Source organism: Streptomyces sp. NPDC107454, assembly GCF_055582885.1.
This window is the reverse complement of the sequence record NZ_JBVJPA010000020.1, coordinates 51,148-68,268: the sequence shown is the minus strand read 5'-3', so window position 1 is coordinate 68,268 and position 17,121 is coordinate 51,148. Positions and strand designations below refer to the sequence as shown.

Here is a 17,121-nt window from a genome sequence, read left to right as displayed (position 1 = left end):
CCCTCGCGTCGTCAAGGGCTCACCCCTCCACCCTGCCCCCGAGCGCGCCCCTCTGGATATTTCCACAGAACGGAAATATAATTCCGCAGAACAGAACTTAGCTACACACCCCCCAGGGAGTCAACCAACAGCCGGGTAGGCTGCATCACTGCCTGTCAGCCGTGAAAGGACCGCGCCGTGTCTGCGTCCAGCGCCAGCACCACCGACGCCGCCAAGTCATCCGCCCCCAGCGGTGGTGTCCAGTCCCTCGAGCGCGCCTTCGACCTGCTCGAGCGCATGGCCGACGCCGGCGGGGAGGTCGGCCTGAGCGAGCTCTCCGTGAGCAGCGGGCTGCCGCTGCCCACCATCCACCGCCTCATGCGCACCCTCGTGGCCTGCGGTTACGTACGCCAGCAGCCGAACCGCCGCTACGCGCTCGGCCCCCGCCTGATCCGCCTGGGCGAGTCCGCCTCCCGGCTGCTCGGCACCTGGGCGCGCCCCTATCTCGCCCGTCTGGTCGAGGAGACCGGCGAGACCGCGAACATGGCGCTGCTCGACGGGGACGAGATCGTGTACGTGGCCCAGGTGCCCTCCAAGCACTCGATGCGCATGTTCACCGAGGTGGGGCGCCGGGTGCTGCCGCACTCCACCGGCGTGGGCAAGGCGCTGCTCGCGAACACCCCGGCGGACGAGGTGCGCGCGCTGCTCGCCCGTACCGGCATGCCCGCCGCGACGGAGAAGACGATCACCACCCCGGACGGCTTCCTCTCCGCGCTGGAGGAGGTGCGCCGGCTCGGTTACGCGGTGGACGACAACGAGCAGGAGATCGGCGTGCGCTGCCTCGCCGTCTCGGTCCCCGACTCCCCCACGGCCGCCGCCATCTCGATCTCCGGTCCCGCGGGCCGGGTCACGGACGCGGCCACGGAGAAGATCGTGCCCGTGCTCCAGCAGGTCGCGGTGGAGCTGTCGGAGGCGCTGGCGAGCTCGGGCCCGGGGGCCTGACCGGAGCGCCTCCGGTTCACCCGGCGGCGAAGTCGGCGAAGTCCCGCGCCATGGCCCGGCGCAGGGCACGGCGTTCGCGCCGTGCGAAGGCCGGGGCGGGCACCGTCAGGACCGGGCAGCGGGCGTGGGCCAGTACCCGGCGGCGGACCACGGCCCTGCGAGCCCCCGTGCGGGCGCCGAGGACCAGGAGGTCGCCCGGGTGCGCGGCCAGCCGGCACAGGGCCCGGTCGGGACGGGCCCGGACCACCCTGCGGACGACGGTGACCTCGGGCGGCGTACCGCCGAAGGCCTCCTCGAAGGCGCGGTCGAGCCGCGCGGCGGCATCGCGGGCGCAGCGGGCGGCCCAGGCGCTGTCGGGGTTGCGGACGTGGAGGGCCTCGCCCTCTGGCGGCTCCCACGCGAGTACGGCCACGAGCACGCCGCCGCTGTCGCGGGCGGCGCGGGCGGCGACCCGCAGCGCGGCGAGGCTGGCGAGTGAGCCGCTGACGCCGACGACGACCTGTCCGGCGGCGGCCATCAGGACTCGCCTCGGCGTGGCCGCGGCAGCCCGAGCCCCCCAGCGGCACGGGCGGCGAGGCGCCCCGTGACCAGCCCGCGCAGCCACTCGCGCACCGGCACCCCCGGCATCCGCTCCTCCTGGCGCCGCTGCATCTCCCGCTCCCCACGATCGGTGAGGCAGTGATCGCTTCCCCTGGCGCTGACGCTCCCCTTCTCGCAGACATGTCCGGCGTCGATCGGCATCGCTCCGCTCCCCTTCCCAGGCCAATGCGGTGGGACGATTTCCCCTGGTCCCCGAAGTCTGTAGGCTGATTGGCCTGCCCCACAGGGCCAATGCAAGGGAGTTGGCATGGTGAACGGACCGGTGGTCCACGGAATGGACAGGACGCTGGGAAGCCGGCAGCTCGCCGCGCTGCTGTCCTCCGTGCTCCATGCCGACGGCCGCCCGGGGTATCGCGCGCTGGCCGACGGGGTACGCAGGCTGCTCCTCGACGGCCGGATCGCGCTGCACGTCCGGCTGCCGGCCGAGCGCGAGCTGGCCTCCGCGCTCACGGTCAGCAGGGCCACGGTGACGGCGGCGTACGACCTGCTGCGGGAGGACGGGTTCGCGCGGAGCCGGCGGGGCGCGGGGACGTGGACGGAGCTGCCCGCCGGCCACCGCCCGGCCAATGTGGCCTCCTTCCCGGCCGACGACGGGGTGATCGACCTGGCCATCGCGGCCCCCGGCGCGCCCGAGGCGGAGCTCGCCGCGGCCTTCGCGGAGGCGGGCGTCCTGCTCGCCCGGCGGGCCTCGACACCCGGCTATCACCCCTACGGAATCCCGGAGTTGAGGGCCGCCGTCGCCGAGCGGTTCACCCAGCGCGGGCTTTCGACACTGCCGGACCAGATCCTCATCACGAACGGCGCGCAGCAGGCCCTCTCGCTGACACTCGGGCTGCTCGGGCGGCCCGGTGACCGGATCCTGGTCGAGAACCCCTCGTATCCGAACGCGCTCGACGCGATGCGCCGCGTCGGACTGCGTACCACTCCCGTGCCCGTCACCGCGGAAGGCTGGGACCCGGGGCTGATCGACAGCGCGCTGCGGCAGGCGGCGCCCCGGCTCGCGTATCTGATCCCCGACTTCCACAATCCGACGGGTCATCTGATGCCCCTCGAACAGCGCCTGGCGGTACTGGAGTCGGCGCGCGCGACCGGCACCTGGCTGGTGATCGACGAGACGATGACGGACATCGCGCTGGACGTGCCCGGGGCCGCGCCGTTCGCCTCGCTCGCACCACGCGGAATGAGCGAACAGGTCGTGACGGTGGGGTCGTTGAGCAAGACGCACTGGGGCGGGCTGCGTCTCGGCTGGGTGCGGGCGGGATCCCGGCTCATCACGGAGCTGGCGACCGCGCGGGTGCCCACGGACATGGGCGGTTCGGTCCTGGACCAGCTGGTCGCGCTCGGACTGCTGGAGCGCACGGACGAGGTGCTGCGCGAGCGGCTGCCGCGGCTGCGCGCCCAGCGGGACGCGCTCGCCGACTCACTGGCCCGCCATCTCCCCGACTGGCGCTGGCAGTTGCCGCCCGGCGGACTGACGCTGTGGATCGACCTGGGCCGCCCGATCGCCTCGGCGCTGGCCCGCGCGGCCCTGTCCCAAGGTCTGCGCATCGAGGGCGGTTCCCGCTTCGGCGCCGACCCGGGCACTCATGAGCACCGGCTGCGTTTCCCCTACACCCTGCCGTCCGACGTGCTCGACGAGGCCGTACGCCGGCTCACGACCGCCCTCGACGGCGGGCTCGCCGCGGCCGGAGCGGAGGCGGGCCGCCCGCACTGGGTGGCGTGAGCGGTACTCCGCAAACGCACCTGGAGCCGGAGAAGAACCCCCGCCCCGCCCCCTCAAGGGCGCCGGGGCGGTTCCCCGAACAGCTCCACCGCACTGCGTACGCCCGCGAGGCCGGTCGACAGCGCGCTGACCGAGCCGATCGCGCCCGCGATCAGCAGCAGGGAGCGGCGCAGCCGGGGTATCTCGGGCATGCCGCTGAGGGCCATCGCCGCCAGCGCGGCGAGCTCGTCCTCGGCAATGCCCCGGTCGGGGAACTCGGCCGGATGCGTGGCGAGTTCACGGCGCAGCCGGGAGACGGCGGTCCGCAGTTCCGCCACCCTCGGATCCTCGTCGCTGCCGGTCACTGGCCTCTGTCCCAAGCTCCGCAACACAGCTCGCCCCCTCGCACGTCCTTGTGCGCACGCCCTCGCCGCTCTGCCCCACACCCCATGGCGATGGTCGGGCGCCGGGGGACGCGGGCCAGTAAACGCCACCCGATGCGGTGGCGCCACCGCGCGGACCGAAATTCAGCCCCGTGAACCCGCGCCCCCGGCGCCGGGTCAGGTATGCAGGAGGTATGACGCACAGGGAAGACGGCGTATGACGCACACAGAAGACCAGGTGGTCGGGCTGCTCCTCGCGGCGGGCGGGGGGCGACGGCTCGGCGGGCGGCCCAAGGCGCTGCTCGAACACCGGGGGCGCCCCCTCGTGGAGCACGCGGTGGGGGTGTTGCGCGCGGCCGGATGCACGCGCGTCCACGTGGTGCTGGGGGCGCGGGCCGGCGCCGTACGGGAGCGGGCGCGGCTCGACGGGTGTGTGCTCGTGGACAACCCGGAGTGGGAGCACGGCATGGGTTCGTCGCTACGGGCCGGACTCGGCTCGCTGGCCGGCACGGGCGCGCGGGCGGCACTGGTCTCGCTGGTCGACCAGCCCGGCATCGGGCCGCGGGCGGTCGCCCGGGTGCTCGCCGCCTACCAGGACGACACCTCGCTGGTTTCCGCGGCGTACGACGGCGCGCGCGGCCATCCCGTCCTCTTCGGCGCCGCCCACTGGGCCGGTGTCGCGGCGAGTGCCACGGGTGACCGGGGGGCACGCGCCTATCTGAAGGAACACGAGGCCGCGATCACCCTCGTCGAGTGCGGTGACGTGGCACAGCCGTACGACATCGACACGGAGGACGACCTGGGACACCTTGAGTGAACGGCGTGGCACTGAGCGCCACGGTGCCTCGGCCTGGAGAATCTCGATATCAACAAACCATTGAACTTCCACCATGAGGAAACTAATATCCACTGTTCAGAAGCGCCGGGCAGCTCTCCGGGCGCTGATCGCCCTACCCGGGTCGTCTGGCACCCGGTGCCACGCTCGCTGAAGGAAGTGACAGCTCATGTCCGCACCAGCGCCGTCCCCGCTGGCCATCGTCGACGCCGAGCCCCTGCCCCGGCAGGAAGAGGTCCTCACCGACGCGGCCCTCGCCTTCGTGGCCGAGCTGCACCGGTTGTTCACGCCCCGGCGTGACGAGCTCCTCGCCCGCCGCGGGGAGCGCCGCGCCGAGATCGCCCGCACCTCCACGCTCGACTTCCTCCCCGAGACCGCCGCCATCCGCGCGGACGACTCCTGGAAGGTCGCCCCCGCTCCGGCCGCCCTGAACGACCGCCGTGTCGAGATCACCGGCCCCACCGACCGCAAGATGACCATCAACGCCCTCAACTCGGGCGCGAAGGTCTGGCTCGCGGACTTCGAGGACGCCTCGGCGCCCACCTGGGAGAACGTGGTCACCGGTCAGCTCAACCTGATCGACGCGTACACCCGCAGCATCGATTTCACGGACCCGAAGTCCGGGAAGTCGTACGCCCTGAAGGCGAACGACGAGCTCGCGACGGTCGTCATGCGGCCCCGCGGCTGGCACCTGAACGAGCGTCACCTCGTCGACGCGGACGGCACCCCCGTCCCCGGCGCGCTCGTCGACTTCGGCCTGTACTTCTTCCACAACGCGCAGCGCCTGCTCGACCTCGGCAAGGGCCCGTACTTCTACCTCCCGAAGACGGAGTCGCACCTGGAGGCCCGCCTCTGGAACGACGTGTTCGTCTTCGCGCAGGACTACGTCGGCATCCCGCAGGGCACCGTCCGCGCGACCGTCCTGATCGAGACGATCACGGCGGCGTACGAGATGGAGGAGATCCTCCACGAACTCCGCGACCACGCCTCCGGGTTGAACGCGGGTCGCTGGGACTACCTCTTCTCCATCGTCAAGAACTTCCGTGACGGCGGCCAGAAGTTCGTGCTGCCGGACCGCAACGCGGTGACGATGACGGCCCCGTTCATGCGCGCCTACACCGAACTCCTGGTCCGCACCTGTCACAAGCGCGGCGCGCACGCGATCGGCGGCATGGCGGCGTTCATCCCCTCCCGGCGCGACGAAGAGGTCAACAAGGTCGCCTTCGAGAAGGTCAAGGCCGACAAGGACCGCGAGGCGGGCGACGGTTTCGACGGCTCGTGGGTGGCCCACCCGGACCTGGTCCCGATCGCGATGGCCTCCTTCGACGCCGTCCTCGGCGAGAAGCCGAACCAGAAGGACCGGCTGCGCGAGGACGTGTCGGTCGCCGCCGGGGACCTGATCGCCGTCGACTCCCTCGACGCCAGGCCGACGTACGACGGTCTGGTCAACGCCGTCCAGGTCGGCATCCGTTACATCGAGGCCTGGCTGCGCGGGCTCGGCGCGGTCGCCATCTTCAACCTCATGGAGGACGCGGCCACCGCCGAGATCTCCCGCTCGCAGATCTGGCAGTGGATCAACGCGGGCGTCGAGTTCGAGCACGCGGGGCACACCGTGAAGGCCACCCCGGAGCTGGCCCGCGAGGTCGCCGCCGAGGAGCTGGCGAACATCCGCGCCGAGATCGGCGAGGAGGCCTTCGCGGCCGGCCACTGGCAGCAGGCCCACGACCTGCTCCTGGAGGTCGCGCTCGACGAGAACTACGCCGACTTCCTGACGCTGCCGGCGTACGAGCAGCTCAGGGGCTGACCTCCCGGGCGGCTCACTTGTCCGAGTGGCCCAGGGACCTTCCCGGGGCCACTCGGTCGCGTACGAGCTTCTTCACTGCCGTCGGTTCCGGGAAGCCCTGCTCGCGCCGGTCCCAGACCACCTCGTCGTTCACGCGGACGACGAACACGCCGCCGGTGCCGGGCTTCAGCGACAGCTCGGTGAGTTCCGTCTCGAAGGTGGTGAGCAGCTCCTGGGCCAGCCAGGCCGCGCGGGGCAGCCAGCGGCACTGGGTGCAGTATTCGATCTGGACGCGCTGGACGTCTGTCATCCGAGGTGCACCGACCAATCCTGTTCCGCCGCCGGTTTGCCGTGCAGGTCGGGGACCCGCTTGAGCCAGTTCGGGCGGCCCTGCTGGGTTTTCGTCGCGCGGTCCGCGTCCTCGGCGGCGAGCTGTTCACGGCTCGGGAAGTCCGTGGGGAGCCAGTCCGCCGAGGCCTTCACACGGGCGAGGAGATAGCGGACGTACGCCTCCCGCGCCTCGTCCGGGGTCGCGAAACCCGGCTCTTCCGCGAGCCAGGCGTCCGGCACCGCGGCGGTGACCTCGCGCAGCAGCTCCTCCGTCACCTTGGGCGCCAGTTCCGCGTCGGCGGCGCGGGTGTCCGGGGCGTAGCCTCCGAGAGCGTGGCTGCGGAAGTCGTACGCCTTCTCCGGGGCCGAGGCGTCCCAGCGGTGGTGGAAGACGAGGGCGGCGCCGTGGTCGATCAGCCACAGCCGCGGGGGCGCGATGCCGAACGTCGGCCAGACCATCAGGTTCGAGCTGTGCACCGTGCGGTCCACGTTGACCGTGAGGGCGTCCAGCCAGATCACCTTGCCCGCCTCCAGCGGGTCCACGGGGAACGTCCCGGCCATCTCCGGGGTGAAGTCCTTCGCGCCCGGCAGATAGTCCATGCCGAGGTTGATCCCCGCGCTGACGCGCAGCAGGTCCTGGACCTCCTGGTGCGGCTCGTGCTCGGCGACGGCCGGATCGAAGTGGACGAGGACCAGCTCGGGGAAGCGCAGCCCGAGGGTGCGCGCCAGTTCACCGACGATCACCTCGGCGACCAGCGCCTTGCGGCCCTGCGCGGAGCCCGTGAACTTCACGACGTAGGTGCCCAGGTCGTCGGCCTCGACGACTCCGGGCACGGAACCGCCGGACCGCAGGGGTGCGATATAGCGGGTCGCAGTGACCTCGTTCAGCATTTTCTCAGGCCGTACATTTTCTTGACCTTACAATCCATGACCAACCTCAGACATATGCAACCAAGGTAATCGACGTGCACCCCTTGCCTCCATCATGATCATGCCCTGGGCGACTCCTGGGGCGTGCGGGCCGGCGGGCCGACGCGCGGGTCGGTGGGGCGAGGGACGTAGACGGGGGAGTCGGATTGGTAGAAGAGGTCGATGTCGGCCTCCTCGCCGCCGACGATCAGCGTGTCCCACGCGCCGCTTTCCTGGAGCGTGCGCAGCGTGGCCGGGTCCAGCGTCAGGAGGTGGTCGCGCAGTTCCTCGTCCGTGGGCATACCGGGCAGACGGGTCGCGAGGCGCTCGCGTATCGCGCTCATGCGCTCCAGCAGGGCGTCGAGGGACGCGTGCTCGGGTGCGGAGCCGTCGCCGGGTTCCGGTTCCATGCTGCGGGCGATGATGTCCTTGATAGCGCGGGTGACGCCCTGTTCGTCGGTGGTGACCATGGCGTTCCAGGCCCGGCTCTTGTGCCGGTACTGGAGCATGGACATGGCCGCCTCGTGCCGGATGAAGTCGGCGTCGCGCAGCGGCTTGCCCTGCCATGTGCGGCTGAGGGAGCGCGCGAGCGAAGTGGCGGAGGCGAGACCGCTGTTGAGACCGCGACCCGGCCAGAAGTGGATGGCGTTGGCCGCGTCGCCCAGCAGGAGGCCGTACGTGCCGGGGGCCGTCGCGGTCGGGCGGCTCAGCTGCGCCGTGAACCGCGGGCGCTGCACCATGTCCAGTCGGAACGACGTGATCGCGGTGAGGTCGTTCTCCGGGACGCCGAACAGCTTCAGTCCCTCCCGGATCCGCCTCCACAAGGGCGAACTGCGCAGCAGGGCGGGCAGGAAGAGGGTTCCGTGCGTGGGACAGCGGAACTCGTGGTCCTCTTCGCGGCTCATGACACAGGGGCGAGCGGCGATGCACTCCTCGAAGACCTGACGGACCGGGTCGATGCCGATCACGTTGCGGGCCTCCTCGCGGGTGAGCCGCATGTTCAAGAAGCCCTCGCCGCGCAGCGAGTTGAGAAGAAACCTGTTCTGCGACACGGTCAGCAGGACGCTCATCTGGTCCGAGAGCGGGGACTTCACCCGCAGCCCCAGCACCACGTCCTGCAAGTGGTCGCCGTCCAGGGAGTAGATCGAGGCGTCGGCCGCGCCGAAGCGGTCGGCGTAGTGCTCCCGCGTGCGGGATCGTCCGCCTTCGCAGATCGCCAGGACGTGTTCCTGCGAGAGCCGGCCCTGATGCTCCGACGGGTCGAAGCGCTCCGGCACCAGCCGGATCGCGGCGCTCTTGTTCGCCAGCTCCAGCAGGCGGTCCTCGATGTACGCGATCCGGATGTTGCGGGGAGGCAGGCCGTCCACGGAGTCCGGCCCTACGGGCCACATTTCCGAATAGTCGCCCACGTCGCCGAACAGCGCCGACTGGATGTCCTCGGGCAGAGCGAGGTACTGCCGGCTCTGGACGGTCACGACCTGCTGGCGACGGACGTTTCCCTGAGTCTCGTCCTTCCAGACGACGGTGGAGCCGTTCTTGGTCCACCGCCCTTCGTAGACCGTGATCGAGACCCGCCCGCGCAGCATGTTCTCCAGCGTCAGCGCGAAGGCGAGGCCCACCGGGCCTCCGCCGGTGATGGTCACCCTGAGCACGCCGGGGTCCGCGGAGGCGCTCACCCGGGGTGTGTCGAGGTGGGAGAGATCCATCATTGTCTCGATGGCGTCCTCCGACTCGAAGAGGAAGGTCTCCTCACCGATTCGGATGCGGTCGCCTGAGCGCAGTGCATGCCGTGTGATGCGCTGGTCGTTGACGAAGGTGCCGTTCCGGCTGTTGCGGTCGTGGAGCACGAAGCCGGCGTCCTCCTCGAGGATTTCGGCGTGCAGACGGGAGGCGTTGGCGCTGACGATCACGACGTCGTTGTCGCTCTTGCGACCGAACGTCAGTGGAGCAGCGCTCAGGACCACGCTTTGACCAGTGAAGGGGCCCGTTTGCCCCAGGATGACCGATGGCACTGATACTCCTTATGAACGACATCCAACAGCGAAAGAGAGACCGCGTGACGGGGCTGACCCGACACGAGACCGGAGCCTTCACTCAAACGTGAACGTGACCTGGTTCAGTTCGATTCTTGCGACAAATTCGTTCCGCACCTCGTCGCGGGGCCGCGATCCGGACACCCCGATCCACGCACTCGGCATGCCGCGATGAGCGGTGAAAGCCTTTCCGCGGCGGCCCGTTGCGACGCTCGGCAACGCGGTCCGAGCCGTCGGCCGGTGCCCGGACGGCGTGCCTCAGCCCGTTCCGGCCTCGCAAGTCAGCGACAGAGGCACCGTGTTGGACTTGCCGTTCAAGGGTGCCTTGAGCTCCACGCCGATCTCGCTCTCGAGCTTTCCGGCTTCCGCCCACGTGGTCAGACTCACCGTGTCCTGCTTGCTGAGCCCTCCGTCGTCCGAGAACACCAGCGTCCTCCAGTGCGGATCGGTCACCGAGCCGTCCTTGGACACCCACCGGTAGGAGAACTGGGCCGGGAGCCGGTCCACCGTGAACGTCGCCGTAAAGGTGGGTGCCTGCTCGCTCGGTGGCGGGCACTGTCCCGCGTACGTCGTGTGCGAACCCGCCACCGTCACCCGCACCCCCAGCGTGCCGGAGGTGCCTTGGCTGTCGCCCTGTGTGCCCGCGGCGGTGGCGTTGCCGGCGTTCTGCCGATCTCCGCTGCCGTTTCCGTCGTTCATGAGCGCATAGCCCACCCCGGCCAGCGCCAGCACGCACAGGGACACACCCGCGGCGACGAGCGCGACGCTGCGCCGGCTGCGCCGCGCGTCAACCGGGGCCACGGTGGGGGCGGGTGTTCCGGCGGCGCGCGGATCCGGCACCGCGGGGTCCGCGACCGCGGGCTGTGCCCCACGATCCGCGTCCGCCGCCCGCGCCAGGGGATGCGTGACCGTGGGCTGCGCCGAAGGATCCGCGAGCGCCGCCTGTGCCAGGGGATCAGCGACCGTGGGCTGCGTCACGGGATCCGTGTCCGCCGCCTGCGCCGAAGGATCCGCGACCGTCGCCTGTGCCAGGGGATCAGCGACCGTGGGCTGCGCCAAGGATTGCGTGACCGTGGGCTGTTCCCCGGGATCCACGGGAGACGTTCCTGTCGTGGACTGCGTCGATACGGTCGGGGAGTCGGAGGACGGCTGCGCGATTCCCGTGGCGGAAATGCCGCCCTGGCCGACGAGCCGCAGGTCCCGTTCCGCCTGCACGGCGGTGAGGCGTTCGTCCGGATCCTTGCGCAGCAGCCCCTCGATGACCGGGGTGAGAGCGCCGGCCCGGCGGACTTGCGGCAACTCCGCGTCCACGATGGCCCGCAGGGTGCTGAGCGGGGTGTTCTGGCGGAAGGGGGAGCGCGCCTCGACGGCCGCGTACAGCAGCACGCCGAGCGACCACAGGTCCGACGCGGGCCCGTACCGCCGGCCCAACGCCCGCTCCGGAGCCAGGAACTCGGGTGATCCGACGACTTCACCGGTCATGGTGAGCGCGGAGTCGCCCTCGATCATGGCGATGCCGAAATCGGTGAGCACCACCCGGCCGTCCTTGGCCATCAGCACGTTGGCCGGTTTCACATCGCGGTGCAGCACGCCCGTCTCGTGGGCGGCGTGGAGCGCGGCGAGCACCTCGAGGCCGATGGACGCGGCCCGCTGCGGGGAGAGCCGGCCCTCGGCCTTGAGCATGTCGGCCAGCGACTGACCGCGGACCAACTCCATGACGATCCACGGGCGGCCCTCCTCCATGGCCACGTCGTAGACGGTCACCACGTTCGGATGCGCCACCCGGGCCGCGGCCCACGCCTCACGCTCCAGCCGTGTGTACATCCGCTCGATGTCGGACGCCGCCAGTCCGGCAGGCGCCCGCACCTCCTTGATGGCAACCTCGCGGTGCAGCACCTTGTCGTAGGCCCGCCACACGGTGCCCATGCCGCCCGCGCCGAGGGGCGACAGCAGACTGTAGCGGCCGGCGATCACACGTTCGCTGCCCGACTCTTGGGACACGGCGTCCTCATTGGCCATCGGAGCGATTCTCCCTTTCCCTGCCCGAGCCGCTCGTCGGAGCGCGGACATCGCACGTGGACCATGCACTTGGTCTGCCCGGAAAGCAGGGCACGGACGGAGTGACCCCACAGCGGAGGAACCCGCGGCGACCCAACGGACTAATCCGACGGTGATCGTACCGTCGTTCACCGGATGCGGGAGCCGACGTGTGCGGGGCACCGCCCGGGTCACAAGAACCCGGTACTAGGCGCGGGCCAGCGGGTTCGGCAGTGGGAGGTAGCGGGCGTCCGCGCCGTCCGCGCCCGTCCAGCGAAGCAGCAGGTTCGTCTTGCCGGGGAGTGTCGGGGCGGCGAGCAACTCCGTGATCTCGTGCGCGATCCCGGGCAGGCCGTGGTGGGCCAGCTCGGTCCGTACGGCGGGCCACGGGTCCCAGCCCGGGTGGTCCTCCGCGAGCAGGGCGGCGAGTTCTGACACGTTGTTGACGATCAGGCAGTAGACAAGGCGCTCCCATCCGGCGGCCCGGTCCACGTCCGTGAGCAGCTTCACGCCCTCCGCGTCCCGGAACAGCGCCTGCACAGGGATGCCGTCGGCGTCCACGGCGACCACCGTGTTCTGCAGATGCGCCTCCAGGACGACTCCGTACCGCGCGAACGCCTCCAGGGCCGGGGGGACGACCTGGCGCAGATACGCCGTCCACCAGGCGGACGGGTCGGCGAGACCGTCGAGGGGGCTGCCCTCGAAGCCTTCGACAAGGGCGGCGGCGAGGAGCGGGGTCGCGCCGGGGACGATGTGCTCGCGCAGCCCGTCGCGGACGAGGACGGCGAGTTCTTCGAAGGCGAAGTCGGCGGTGCGGTAGCCGCGGTCGCTGAGCCAGGCGGCGCCCTTGCCCGTGCTTGTCCCCGTGGTCGTGGTCGTGGTCGTCGTCGCGAACGCGGCGGCTGTCGCCTTGTCCGTGCGGCGCAGTTTCAGCAGGTCGTGGCGCCACAGCCGGCGGATGTCGTTGGTGATGCGCACGTCGAGGCTGAACTTGACGAAGACGTCGTCCTCGGGGGCGTAGAGCGTGCGGATGGCGGCCGTCGGCCACAGCGGGCGCGCGGTGCGGCCCAGGCGGATCAGCCGGCCGTCCGCGAAGGCGGCCCGGATCTCCGGGCGGGCTCCGACCAGGTCGAGCTGCCAGGGGTGGGCCGGAAGCAGCCGGTAGCCCTCCGGGGACGGTCCGAAGTCGTCCAGCGCCGAGGTGTCGCCCTCCTCGACGACCGCGTCCTCGCGCACGCCGAGCAGCTCCAGCGGGAAGCGGGCGTACGCCTCGGGCGCGTAGGGCAGCCAACCGGCTACGGGGCCGCCGCCCCTGGCCTTGGGCGCCGGGTGGTACGGGTGCCCGGTGATCAGGGACTGCTCGGAGCGGATGTACGGGTCCGCGGGCGGCGTCGCGTGCAGGCGGGCGGCGAGCAGCGCGGCCACCGTGTCCCGGCTGTCGATCATCTCGGCGGGCAGCTCGGGGTTGGACAGACCGGTGGTTCCGCGCAGTTCCTCGGCGGTGAGTTTGACCAGTTCGGCGTGGGTGAGCCAGTGCCAGGCCCCGTCGGCGTACACCTCGGGCGCCTGGGGCCTGCGCGTCCCCCGCACCCGCAGCAGCCGGCCGCTGGAGCGGAGCCGGAACACACCGGAGCCCTCGGCGGGCTCCCCCACCTCCCGCAGCAGACAATTGAGCAGCGGCGCGGCGGCGTACTCGTCGGCGGCCTCGTCGATGTCGTCCCTGAGGTACCTGGGGGGCATGGAGTCCACGCGATCCATTCATTCCATACGGTGCACTGGTGATCAGTATGTCTGTCGGCGCGGGCGACCGCGACGCGCAGTCCCCGTACCCAAGGAGCCCGACCGTGCACCGTCCCCCCACGCCCGACGCCGAGGCAGCGCTCGCCGACGAGCTGAGCGCCGTACGCCCCGCCCTGTCGGCGCCGTACGCGGCCGGGCTCCCCGGCGCCCGGGCGGCCGTGCTGAGCCGTCTGTGGCGTGCGCTGGCGTATGAGCCGATGCCGTGGATCGCGCGCCGCGAACCGGGGGGCGACGGACTCACGCTCCACCTCACCGACGGCCGCCGGCTGCACGGCCCGCGCCCGGATCCGTACGCGACCACCTCGTACGTCACCGGGGTCCGGCTGGACAACACGGTGTACGAGCGTCCGGCGCGGCTCATGACGGCCCTCGGCGTACCGCACGCGACCGCCTTCGCCGTCGAACTCGACGACAGTGTGGCCTCGTTGGCCCTGTCGCGCGCGCACCAGCCCGCTGCCGATCATGAGCCCCTGACCAGCTGGGAGTGGGAGCAGCGGGTGGTCGACGGGCATCCGTACCACCCCAACTGCCGTTCCCGGCCCGGGTTCTCGGTGGCCGAGCAGCTCGCCTACGGGCCGGAGCACCGGCCGGTGGTGGAACTCGGCCTGGTCGGCGTGGACGACTGTCTGGTCCGGGGTGAGTGGCCCAAGTGGCTGCGGGACGAGGACCGTTTCCTGATCCCCGTCCACCCCTGGCAGCTGGCGCACGTCCTGCGCACCGCGCCCCAGGAGGCCATGCCCGCGCACCCGTTGATGTCGCTGCGCACCCTCGCCCTGCCCGACGGACCGCACGTCAAGACCGCGCTGAGCGCCCGGCTGACCTCCTCCGTGCGGGACATCTCGGTCTACTCGATCGAGACGTCGGCGACGGTGTCCGCGTTCGCGGAGGACATGGCGGCCCGTACGGACGGCCTGCTGCACGTCACCCGCACCCTGGGCGCCGTCACGGCCCACTCCCCCGACCTTGCGGCGGTGCTGCGCGAGTCCCCGGACGTGTACGCGCACCCGGGCGAGCGCGTCCTGCCCGTGGCCGCCCTCGCCACCACCGAGCTGCCCCGGTCGGCCGCCTGGCTGGCCGACTTCACCCGCCTCGCGCTGACCGTCTGTCTGCGGCTGCTCGACCTGGGGGTGGCCCTGGAGGCGCACGGCCAGAACCTCCTGGTCGTCCTGTCCGCCACCGGCGCCCCGGTCCGGCTCGTCTACCGCGATCTGGCCGACATCCGCGTGAGCCCGGCCCGGCTGGCCCGGCACGGCATCCCGGCCCCGGCACTCTCCGGACGGATCGTCACGGACGACGTGACCACCCTGCGCCGCAAGATGTTCGGCTCGCTGATCGGCGGGGCACTGGGGGCGACGGCCGGTTCGTCGGCCGTACTGCGGGAGGCCCTGGAGACCGTCGTACGGGATCTGCCGCACACCCCGGACCTGGCGGTCCTGCTCGACGAGCCGCTGCCGACCAAGGCGTTGAGCCTGATGCGGCTGTCTCCGGAGACTCCGGGGGACATCTGGGCGGGGCTTCCCAACCCGTTCGCCACCCAATAGTTCGTAGATCGTTTTGAAGCCCGGCACCTTTGCTCCATAGGATCCTGCGATGATCACAAGACAACGGCTGGCGGCAGGAGTCTGCGCCCTGCTCGCCGCCCTGACGGCCGGGATCGCCTTCCCGACCGGAGCGGTCGCCGACGAAACGGCGGAGCAGGCCGCTCCCAAGGTCGAACTCGTGCTGGACGTCAGCGGTTCGATGCGGGCGCGCGACATCGACGGCGGGTCGCGCATGTCCGCGGCGAAGCAGGCGTTCAACGAGGTGCTCGACGCGACACCCGAGGAGGTCCAGCTCGGCATACGGACCCTCGGCGCCAACTACCGCGGCAACGACCGCAAGACGGGCTGCAAGGACACCGCCCAGCTGTACCCGGTGGGCACACTGAACCGCACGGAGGCGAAGACCGCCGTCGCAACGCTCACGCCCACCGGCTGGACGCCGATCGGTCCCGCGCTGCTCAAGGCGGCCGGCGACCTCGACGGCGGCAACGGCACCCGGCGGATCGTGCTGATCAGCGACGGCGAGGACACCTGCCAGCCGCTCGACCCGTGCGAGGTGGCCCGCGAGATCGCCGCCAAGGGCATCGGGCTCACCATCGACACCCTCGGGCTCGTGCCCGACGCCAAGACCCGCGACCAGCTCAGCTGCATCGCGGACGCGACCGGGGGCACCTACACCTCGGTCCAGCACAAGGAAGAACTCACCGACCGTGTCGGTCAGTTGGTGAAGCGCGCCGCCGACCCGGTGGTGACGCCGGTCGCCGTGGAGGGCGCCACCGCCTGCACGAGTGCCCCGACGCTGAAGTCCGGGCTGTACACGGACCGCGAAGAGTTCGGGCAGCACCGCTACTACCGCGTGGACGTCAAGCCGGGCCAGGAACTGCGCGCCTCGGTGAGCGTCGCGGCCGACCGCGAGGTCAACCCGGACTACGGGGTGCTGCTGCGCGCCGTCACCGTGCACGGGCGTGAGATCGTGCGCGGCGAGGCGGCGGGCAACGGCCGTACCGACGTCATCTCGACGGGTCTGCGCTATCCCAAGGCCGAGAGCGACGACGAGAACGCCCCCGCCGAGACCGTGTGTCTCCAGGTGTCCAACTCCTTCTCGGCGGCGAGCGGCGTGAAGACCACGCCGGGCATGCCGGTGGAACTGACGGTCGACGTCGTGGACGGGCCGGACCAGGCGAGCGACGTGGCCTCCTTCGGCCTCGGCCGCGGCTGGTGGCTGCTCGGCGCCCTCGTGCTCACCGGCTTCCTGGCGGGTGTGCTGTGGGGCTGGGTCTCGCGCCTGCGGATCGCGGTCTGGAGGACCAACTGATGCGTGTCACAAGAGTGTTGAGCACCGCCCTGCTGCTGCTCGGGATCGCCGCGGCGCCCGCCGCGGCAGACTCCTCGCCCTCCGCGAGCCCCTCGGGCGACAGCGCCGCGCCGACCCAGGCCGGCACGTCGTTCCGTACGGCGACCGAGATCGAGCAGGGCCGGCAGGCCACCGCCAGCGGGTCCACGGGCGACTATCTGTACTGGTCGTTCCCCGCGGACGCCGGGCAGCGGCCCACCGTGAAGGCGACGGTGAAGCTGCCGGAGGCCTCCACGCGGCACGCAGGCCAGACCTGGCAGCTCGACGTCTACGACGGGCTGCGGCGCCGCCAGGCCTGCCAGTACGGGGCACAGACTCGGACGGCGGCGCAGGACGCGGCCTCCGTGGAACTGGCCTGCACCCTGCGCACGGTCCGTTCCTGGTCGGAGACCTGGGCCAACGACCCGCTGCCGGGCACGTACTACGTCCGGCTGACCGTCACCGGGCTGCAGGCCTCCGACCTGGGTCTGCCGGTCGAGGCCGAGGTCAAGGTCGACTCCAAGGACATCGGCGGGTCGGCGGCCGTGGACGGTTCGCTGGCGAAGCCGCTGGTGCCGGGCATCGCGACGAGCGCCGGGAAGTCCGACTCGGGCTCCGGTTCGTCGACGGCCGCCCTGTCGTCCATCGAGCCCGACGACGGCTGGTCCTCCGGCTGGTGGTCCGACCGCTGGGTGTGGACCGCGATCGGCGGCATCCTCGCGGCGCTCGCGGGCATCGGCGGGTACGCGCTGACCCGGGGGTCGGGACGGCCTTCCCGGGTGCCGCCGGGTGCGTAGGCACACGTAGGACGTCCGTGACGGCTCCGTGACGGCGAAGGCCCGCCGTGCCCCCTC

At 71.5% G+C, this 17,121-nt stretch carries 15 protein-coding genes; 7 read left to right on the top strand and 8 right to left on the bottom strand.

Annotated features, from left to right (window positions below; genetic code table 11):
* Nucleotides 1–177 precede the first annotated feature (177 nt).
* A complete protein-coding gene (locus ACZ69M_RS40650) occupies nucleotides 178–981 on the top strand; it encodes an IclR family transcriptional regulator (protein WP_470058039.1) in 804 nt (267 codons plus the stop codon).
* Between the two features lie 16 nt (nucleotides 982–997).
* Here ACZ69M_RS40650 and ACZ69M_RS40645 read toward each other — a convergent pair whose 3' ends face one another.
* Both ACZ69M_RS40645 and ACZ69M_RS40640 read right to left on the bottom strand, forming a co-directional pair.
* Complete coding sequence (locus tag ACZ69M_RS40645) at nucleotides 998–1,498, bottom strand: universal stress protein (protein WP_470058038.1); 501 nt, start codon at nucleotides 1,496–1,498, stop codon at nucleotides 998–1,000.
* A complete protein-coding gene (locus ACZ69M_RS40640; protein ID WP_470058036.1) occupies nucleotides 1,498–1,722 on the bottom strand; it encodes a hypothetical protein in 225 nt (74 codons plus the stop codon). Before ACZ69M_RS40640 ends, ACZ69M_RS40645 begins: the two co-directional genes overlap by 1 nt.
* 106 nt (nucleotides 1,723–1,828) lie before the next feature.
* Between ACZ69M_RS40640 and yczR the strand changes: the two genes are divergently transcribed.
* Nucleotides 1,829–3,304, top strand: coding sequence for a MocR-like transcription factor YczR (gene yczR, locus ACZ69M_RS40635; protein ID WP_470058034.1), 1,476 nt, complete (start codon nucleotides 1,829–1,831; stop codon nucleotides 3,302–3,304).
* Nucleotides 3,305–3,357: 53 nt separating this feature from the next.
* Here the strand turns inward: yczR and ACZ69M_RS40630 are convergent, their stop codons facing one another.
* Nucleotides 3,358–3,675 carry a DUF5955 family protein gene (locus ACZ69M_RS40630; RefSeq protein WP_054237073.1) on the bottom strand — a complete coding sequence of 106 codons (318 nt, stop codon included), beginning with the start codon at nucleotides 3,673–3,675 and terminating at the stop codon, nucleotides 3,358–3,360.
* Between the two features lie 208 nt (nucleotides 3,676–3,883).
* On the opposite strand from ACZ69M_RS40630, the gene ACZ69M_RS40625 reads away from it, so the two are divergent.
* Nucleotides 3,884–4,483, top strand: a complete 600-nt coding sequence (locus tag ACZ69M_RS40625) for a nucleotidyltransferase family protein (RefSeq protein WP_470058032.1) — start codon at nucleotides 3,884–3,886, stop codon at nucleotides 4,481–4,483.
* Between the two features lie 187 nt (nucleotides 4,484–4,670).
* Nucleotides 4,671–6,305, top strand: coding sequence for a malate synthase A (gene aceB / locus ACZ69M_RS40620; protein WP_470058030.1), 1,635 nt, complete (start codon nucleotides 4,671–4,673; stop codon nucleotides 6,303–6,305).
* A 13-nt stretch (nucleotides 6,306–6,318) separates the two neighbouring features.
* Here the strand turns inward: aceB and ACZ69M_RS40615 are convergent, their stop codons facing one another.
* The 5 genes from ACZ69M_RS40615 to ACZ69M_RS40595 form a co-directional block, all read right to left on the bottom strand.
* Complete coding sequence (locus ACZ69M_RS40615; protein WP_054237070.1) at nucleotides 6,319–6,594, bottom strand: Rdx family protein; 276 nt, start codon at nucleotides 6,592–6,594, stop codon at nucleotides 6,319–6,321.
* Nucleotides 6,591–7,505, bottom strand: a complete 915-nt coding sequence (locus ACZ69M_RS40610) for a HipA family kinase (RefSeq protein WP_470058028.1) — start codon at nucleotides 7,503–7,505, stop codon at nucleotides 6,591–6,593. The genes ACZ69M_RS40615 and ACZ69M_RS40610 overlap by 4 nt, the downstream gene beginning before the upstream one ends.
* 98 nt (nucleotides 7,506–7,603) lie before the next feature.
* Nucleotides 7,604–9,535: an FHA domain-containing protein gene (locus ACZ69M_RS40605; RefSeq protein ID WP_470058026.1), complete on the bottom strand. Its 1,932-nt coding sequence runs from the start codon at nucleotides 9,533–9,535 to the stop codon at nucleotides 7,604–7,606.
* Nucleotides 9,536–9,814: 279 nt separating this feature from the next.
* Nucleotides 9,815–11,575, bottom strand: coding sequence for a serine/threonine-protein kinase (locus ACZ69M_RS40600; protein ID WP_470058024.1), 1,761 nt, complete (start codon nucleotides 11,573–11,575; stop codon nucleotides 9,815–9,817).
* Nucleotides 11,576–11,800: 225 nt separating this feature from the next.
* The gene (locus ACZ69M_RS40595; protein ID WP_470058022.1) at nucleotides 11,801–13,351 is read right to left on the bottom strand and encodes an IucA/IucC family protein; all 1,551 of its coding nucleotides are present in this window, start codon (nucleotides 13,349–13,351) and stop codon (nucleotides 11,801–11,803) included.
* Nucleotides 13,352–13,437: 86 nt separating this feature from the next.
* On the opposite strand from ACZ69M_RS40595, the gene ACZ69M_RS40590 reads away from it, so the two are divergent.
* The 3 genes from ACZ69M_RS40590 to ACZ69M_RS40580 are packed head-to-tail and all read left to right on the top strand — an operon-like array spanning nucleotide 13,438 to nucleotide 17,064.
* Nucleotides 13,438–14,934: an IucA/IucC family protein gene (locus ACZ69M_RS40590; protein WP_470058020.1), complete on the top strand. Its 1,497-nt coding sequence runs from the start codon at nucleotides 13,438–13,440 to the stop codon at nucleotides 14,932–14,934.
* A gap of 49 nt (nucleotides 14,935–14,983) precedes the next feature.
* Complete coding sequence (locus ACZ69M_RS40585) at nucleotides 14,984–16,249, top strand: VWA domain-containing protein (RefSeq protein WP_470058018.1); 1,266 nt, start codon at nucleotides 14,984–14,986, stop codon at nucleotides 16,247–16,249.
* Complete coding sequence (locus tag ACZ69M_RS40580) at nucleotides 16,249–17,064, top strand: hypothetical protein (RefSeq protein ID WP_470058017.1); 816 nt, start codon at nucleotides 16,249–16,251, stop codon at nucleotides 17,062–17,064. The genes ACZ69M_RS40585 and ACZ69M_RS40580 overlap by 1 nt, the downstream gene beginning before the upstream one ends.
* Nucleotides 17,065–17,121: the final 57 nt, after the last annotated feature.

Coding starts and splice junctions, on each gene's coding strand:
- ACZ69M_RS40645 (WP_470058038.1), bottom strand. CDS start 1,498: ATGGCCGCCGCCGGACAGGTCGTCGTCGGCGTCAGCGGCTCACTCGCC.
- ACZ69M_RS40640 (WP_470058036.1), bottom strand. CDS start 1,722: ATGCCGATCGACGCCGGACATGTCTGCGAGAAGGGGAGCGTCAGCGCC.
- yczR (WP_470058034.1), top strand. CDS start 1,829: ATGGTGAACGGACCGGTGGTCCACGGAATGGACAGGACGCTGGGAAGC.
- ACZ69M_RS40625 (WP_470058032.1), top strand. CDS start 3,884: ATGACGCACACAGAAGACCAGGTGGTCGGGCTGCTCCTCGCGGCGGGC.
- aceB (WP_470058030.1), top strand. CDS start 4,671: ATGTCCGCACCAGCGCCGTCCCCGCTGGCCATCGTCGACGCCGAGCCC.
- ACZ69M_RS40615 (WP_054237070.1), bottom strand. CDS start 6,594: ATGACAGACGTCCAGCGCGTCCAGATCGAATACTGCACCCAGTGCCGC.
- ACZ69M_RS40610 (WP_470058028.1), bottom strand. CDS start 7,505: ATGCTGAACGAGGTCACTGCGACCCGCTATATCGCACCCCTGCGGTCC.
- ACZ69M_RS40600 (WP_470058024.1), bottom strand. CDS start 11,575: ATGGCCAATGAGGACGCCGTGTCCCAAGAGTCGGGCAGCGAACGTGTG.
- ACZ69M_RS40595 (WP_470058022.1), bottom strand. CDS start 13,351: ATGGATCGCGTGGACTCCATGCCCCCCAGGTACCTCAGGGACGACATC.
- ACZ69M_RS40585 (WP_470058018.1), top strand. CDS start 14,984: ATGATCACAAGACAACGGCTGGCGGCAGGAGTCTGCGCCCTGCTCGCC.
- ACZ69M_RS40580 (WP_470058017.1), top strand. CDS start 16,249: ATGCGTGTCACAAGAGTGTTGAGCACCGCCCTGCTGCTGCTCGGGATC.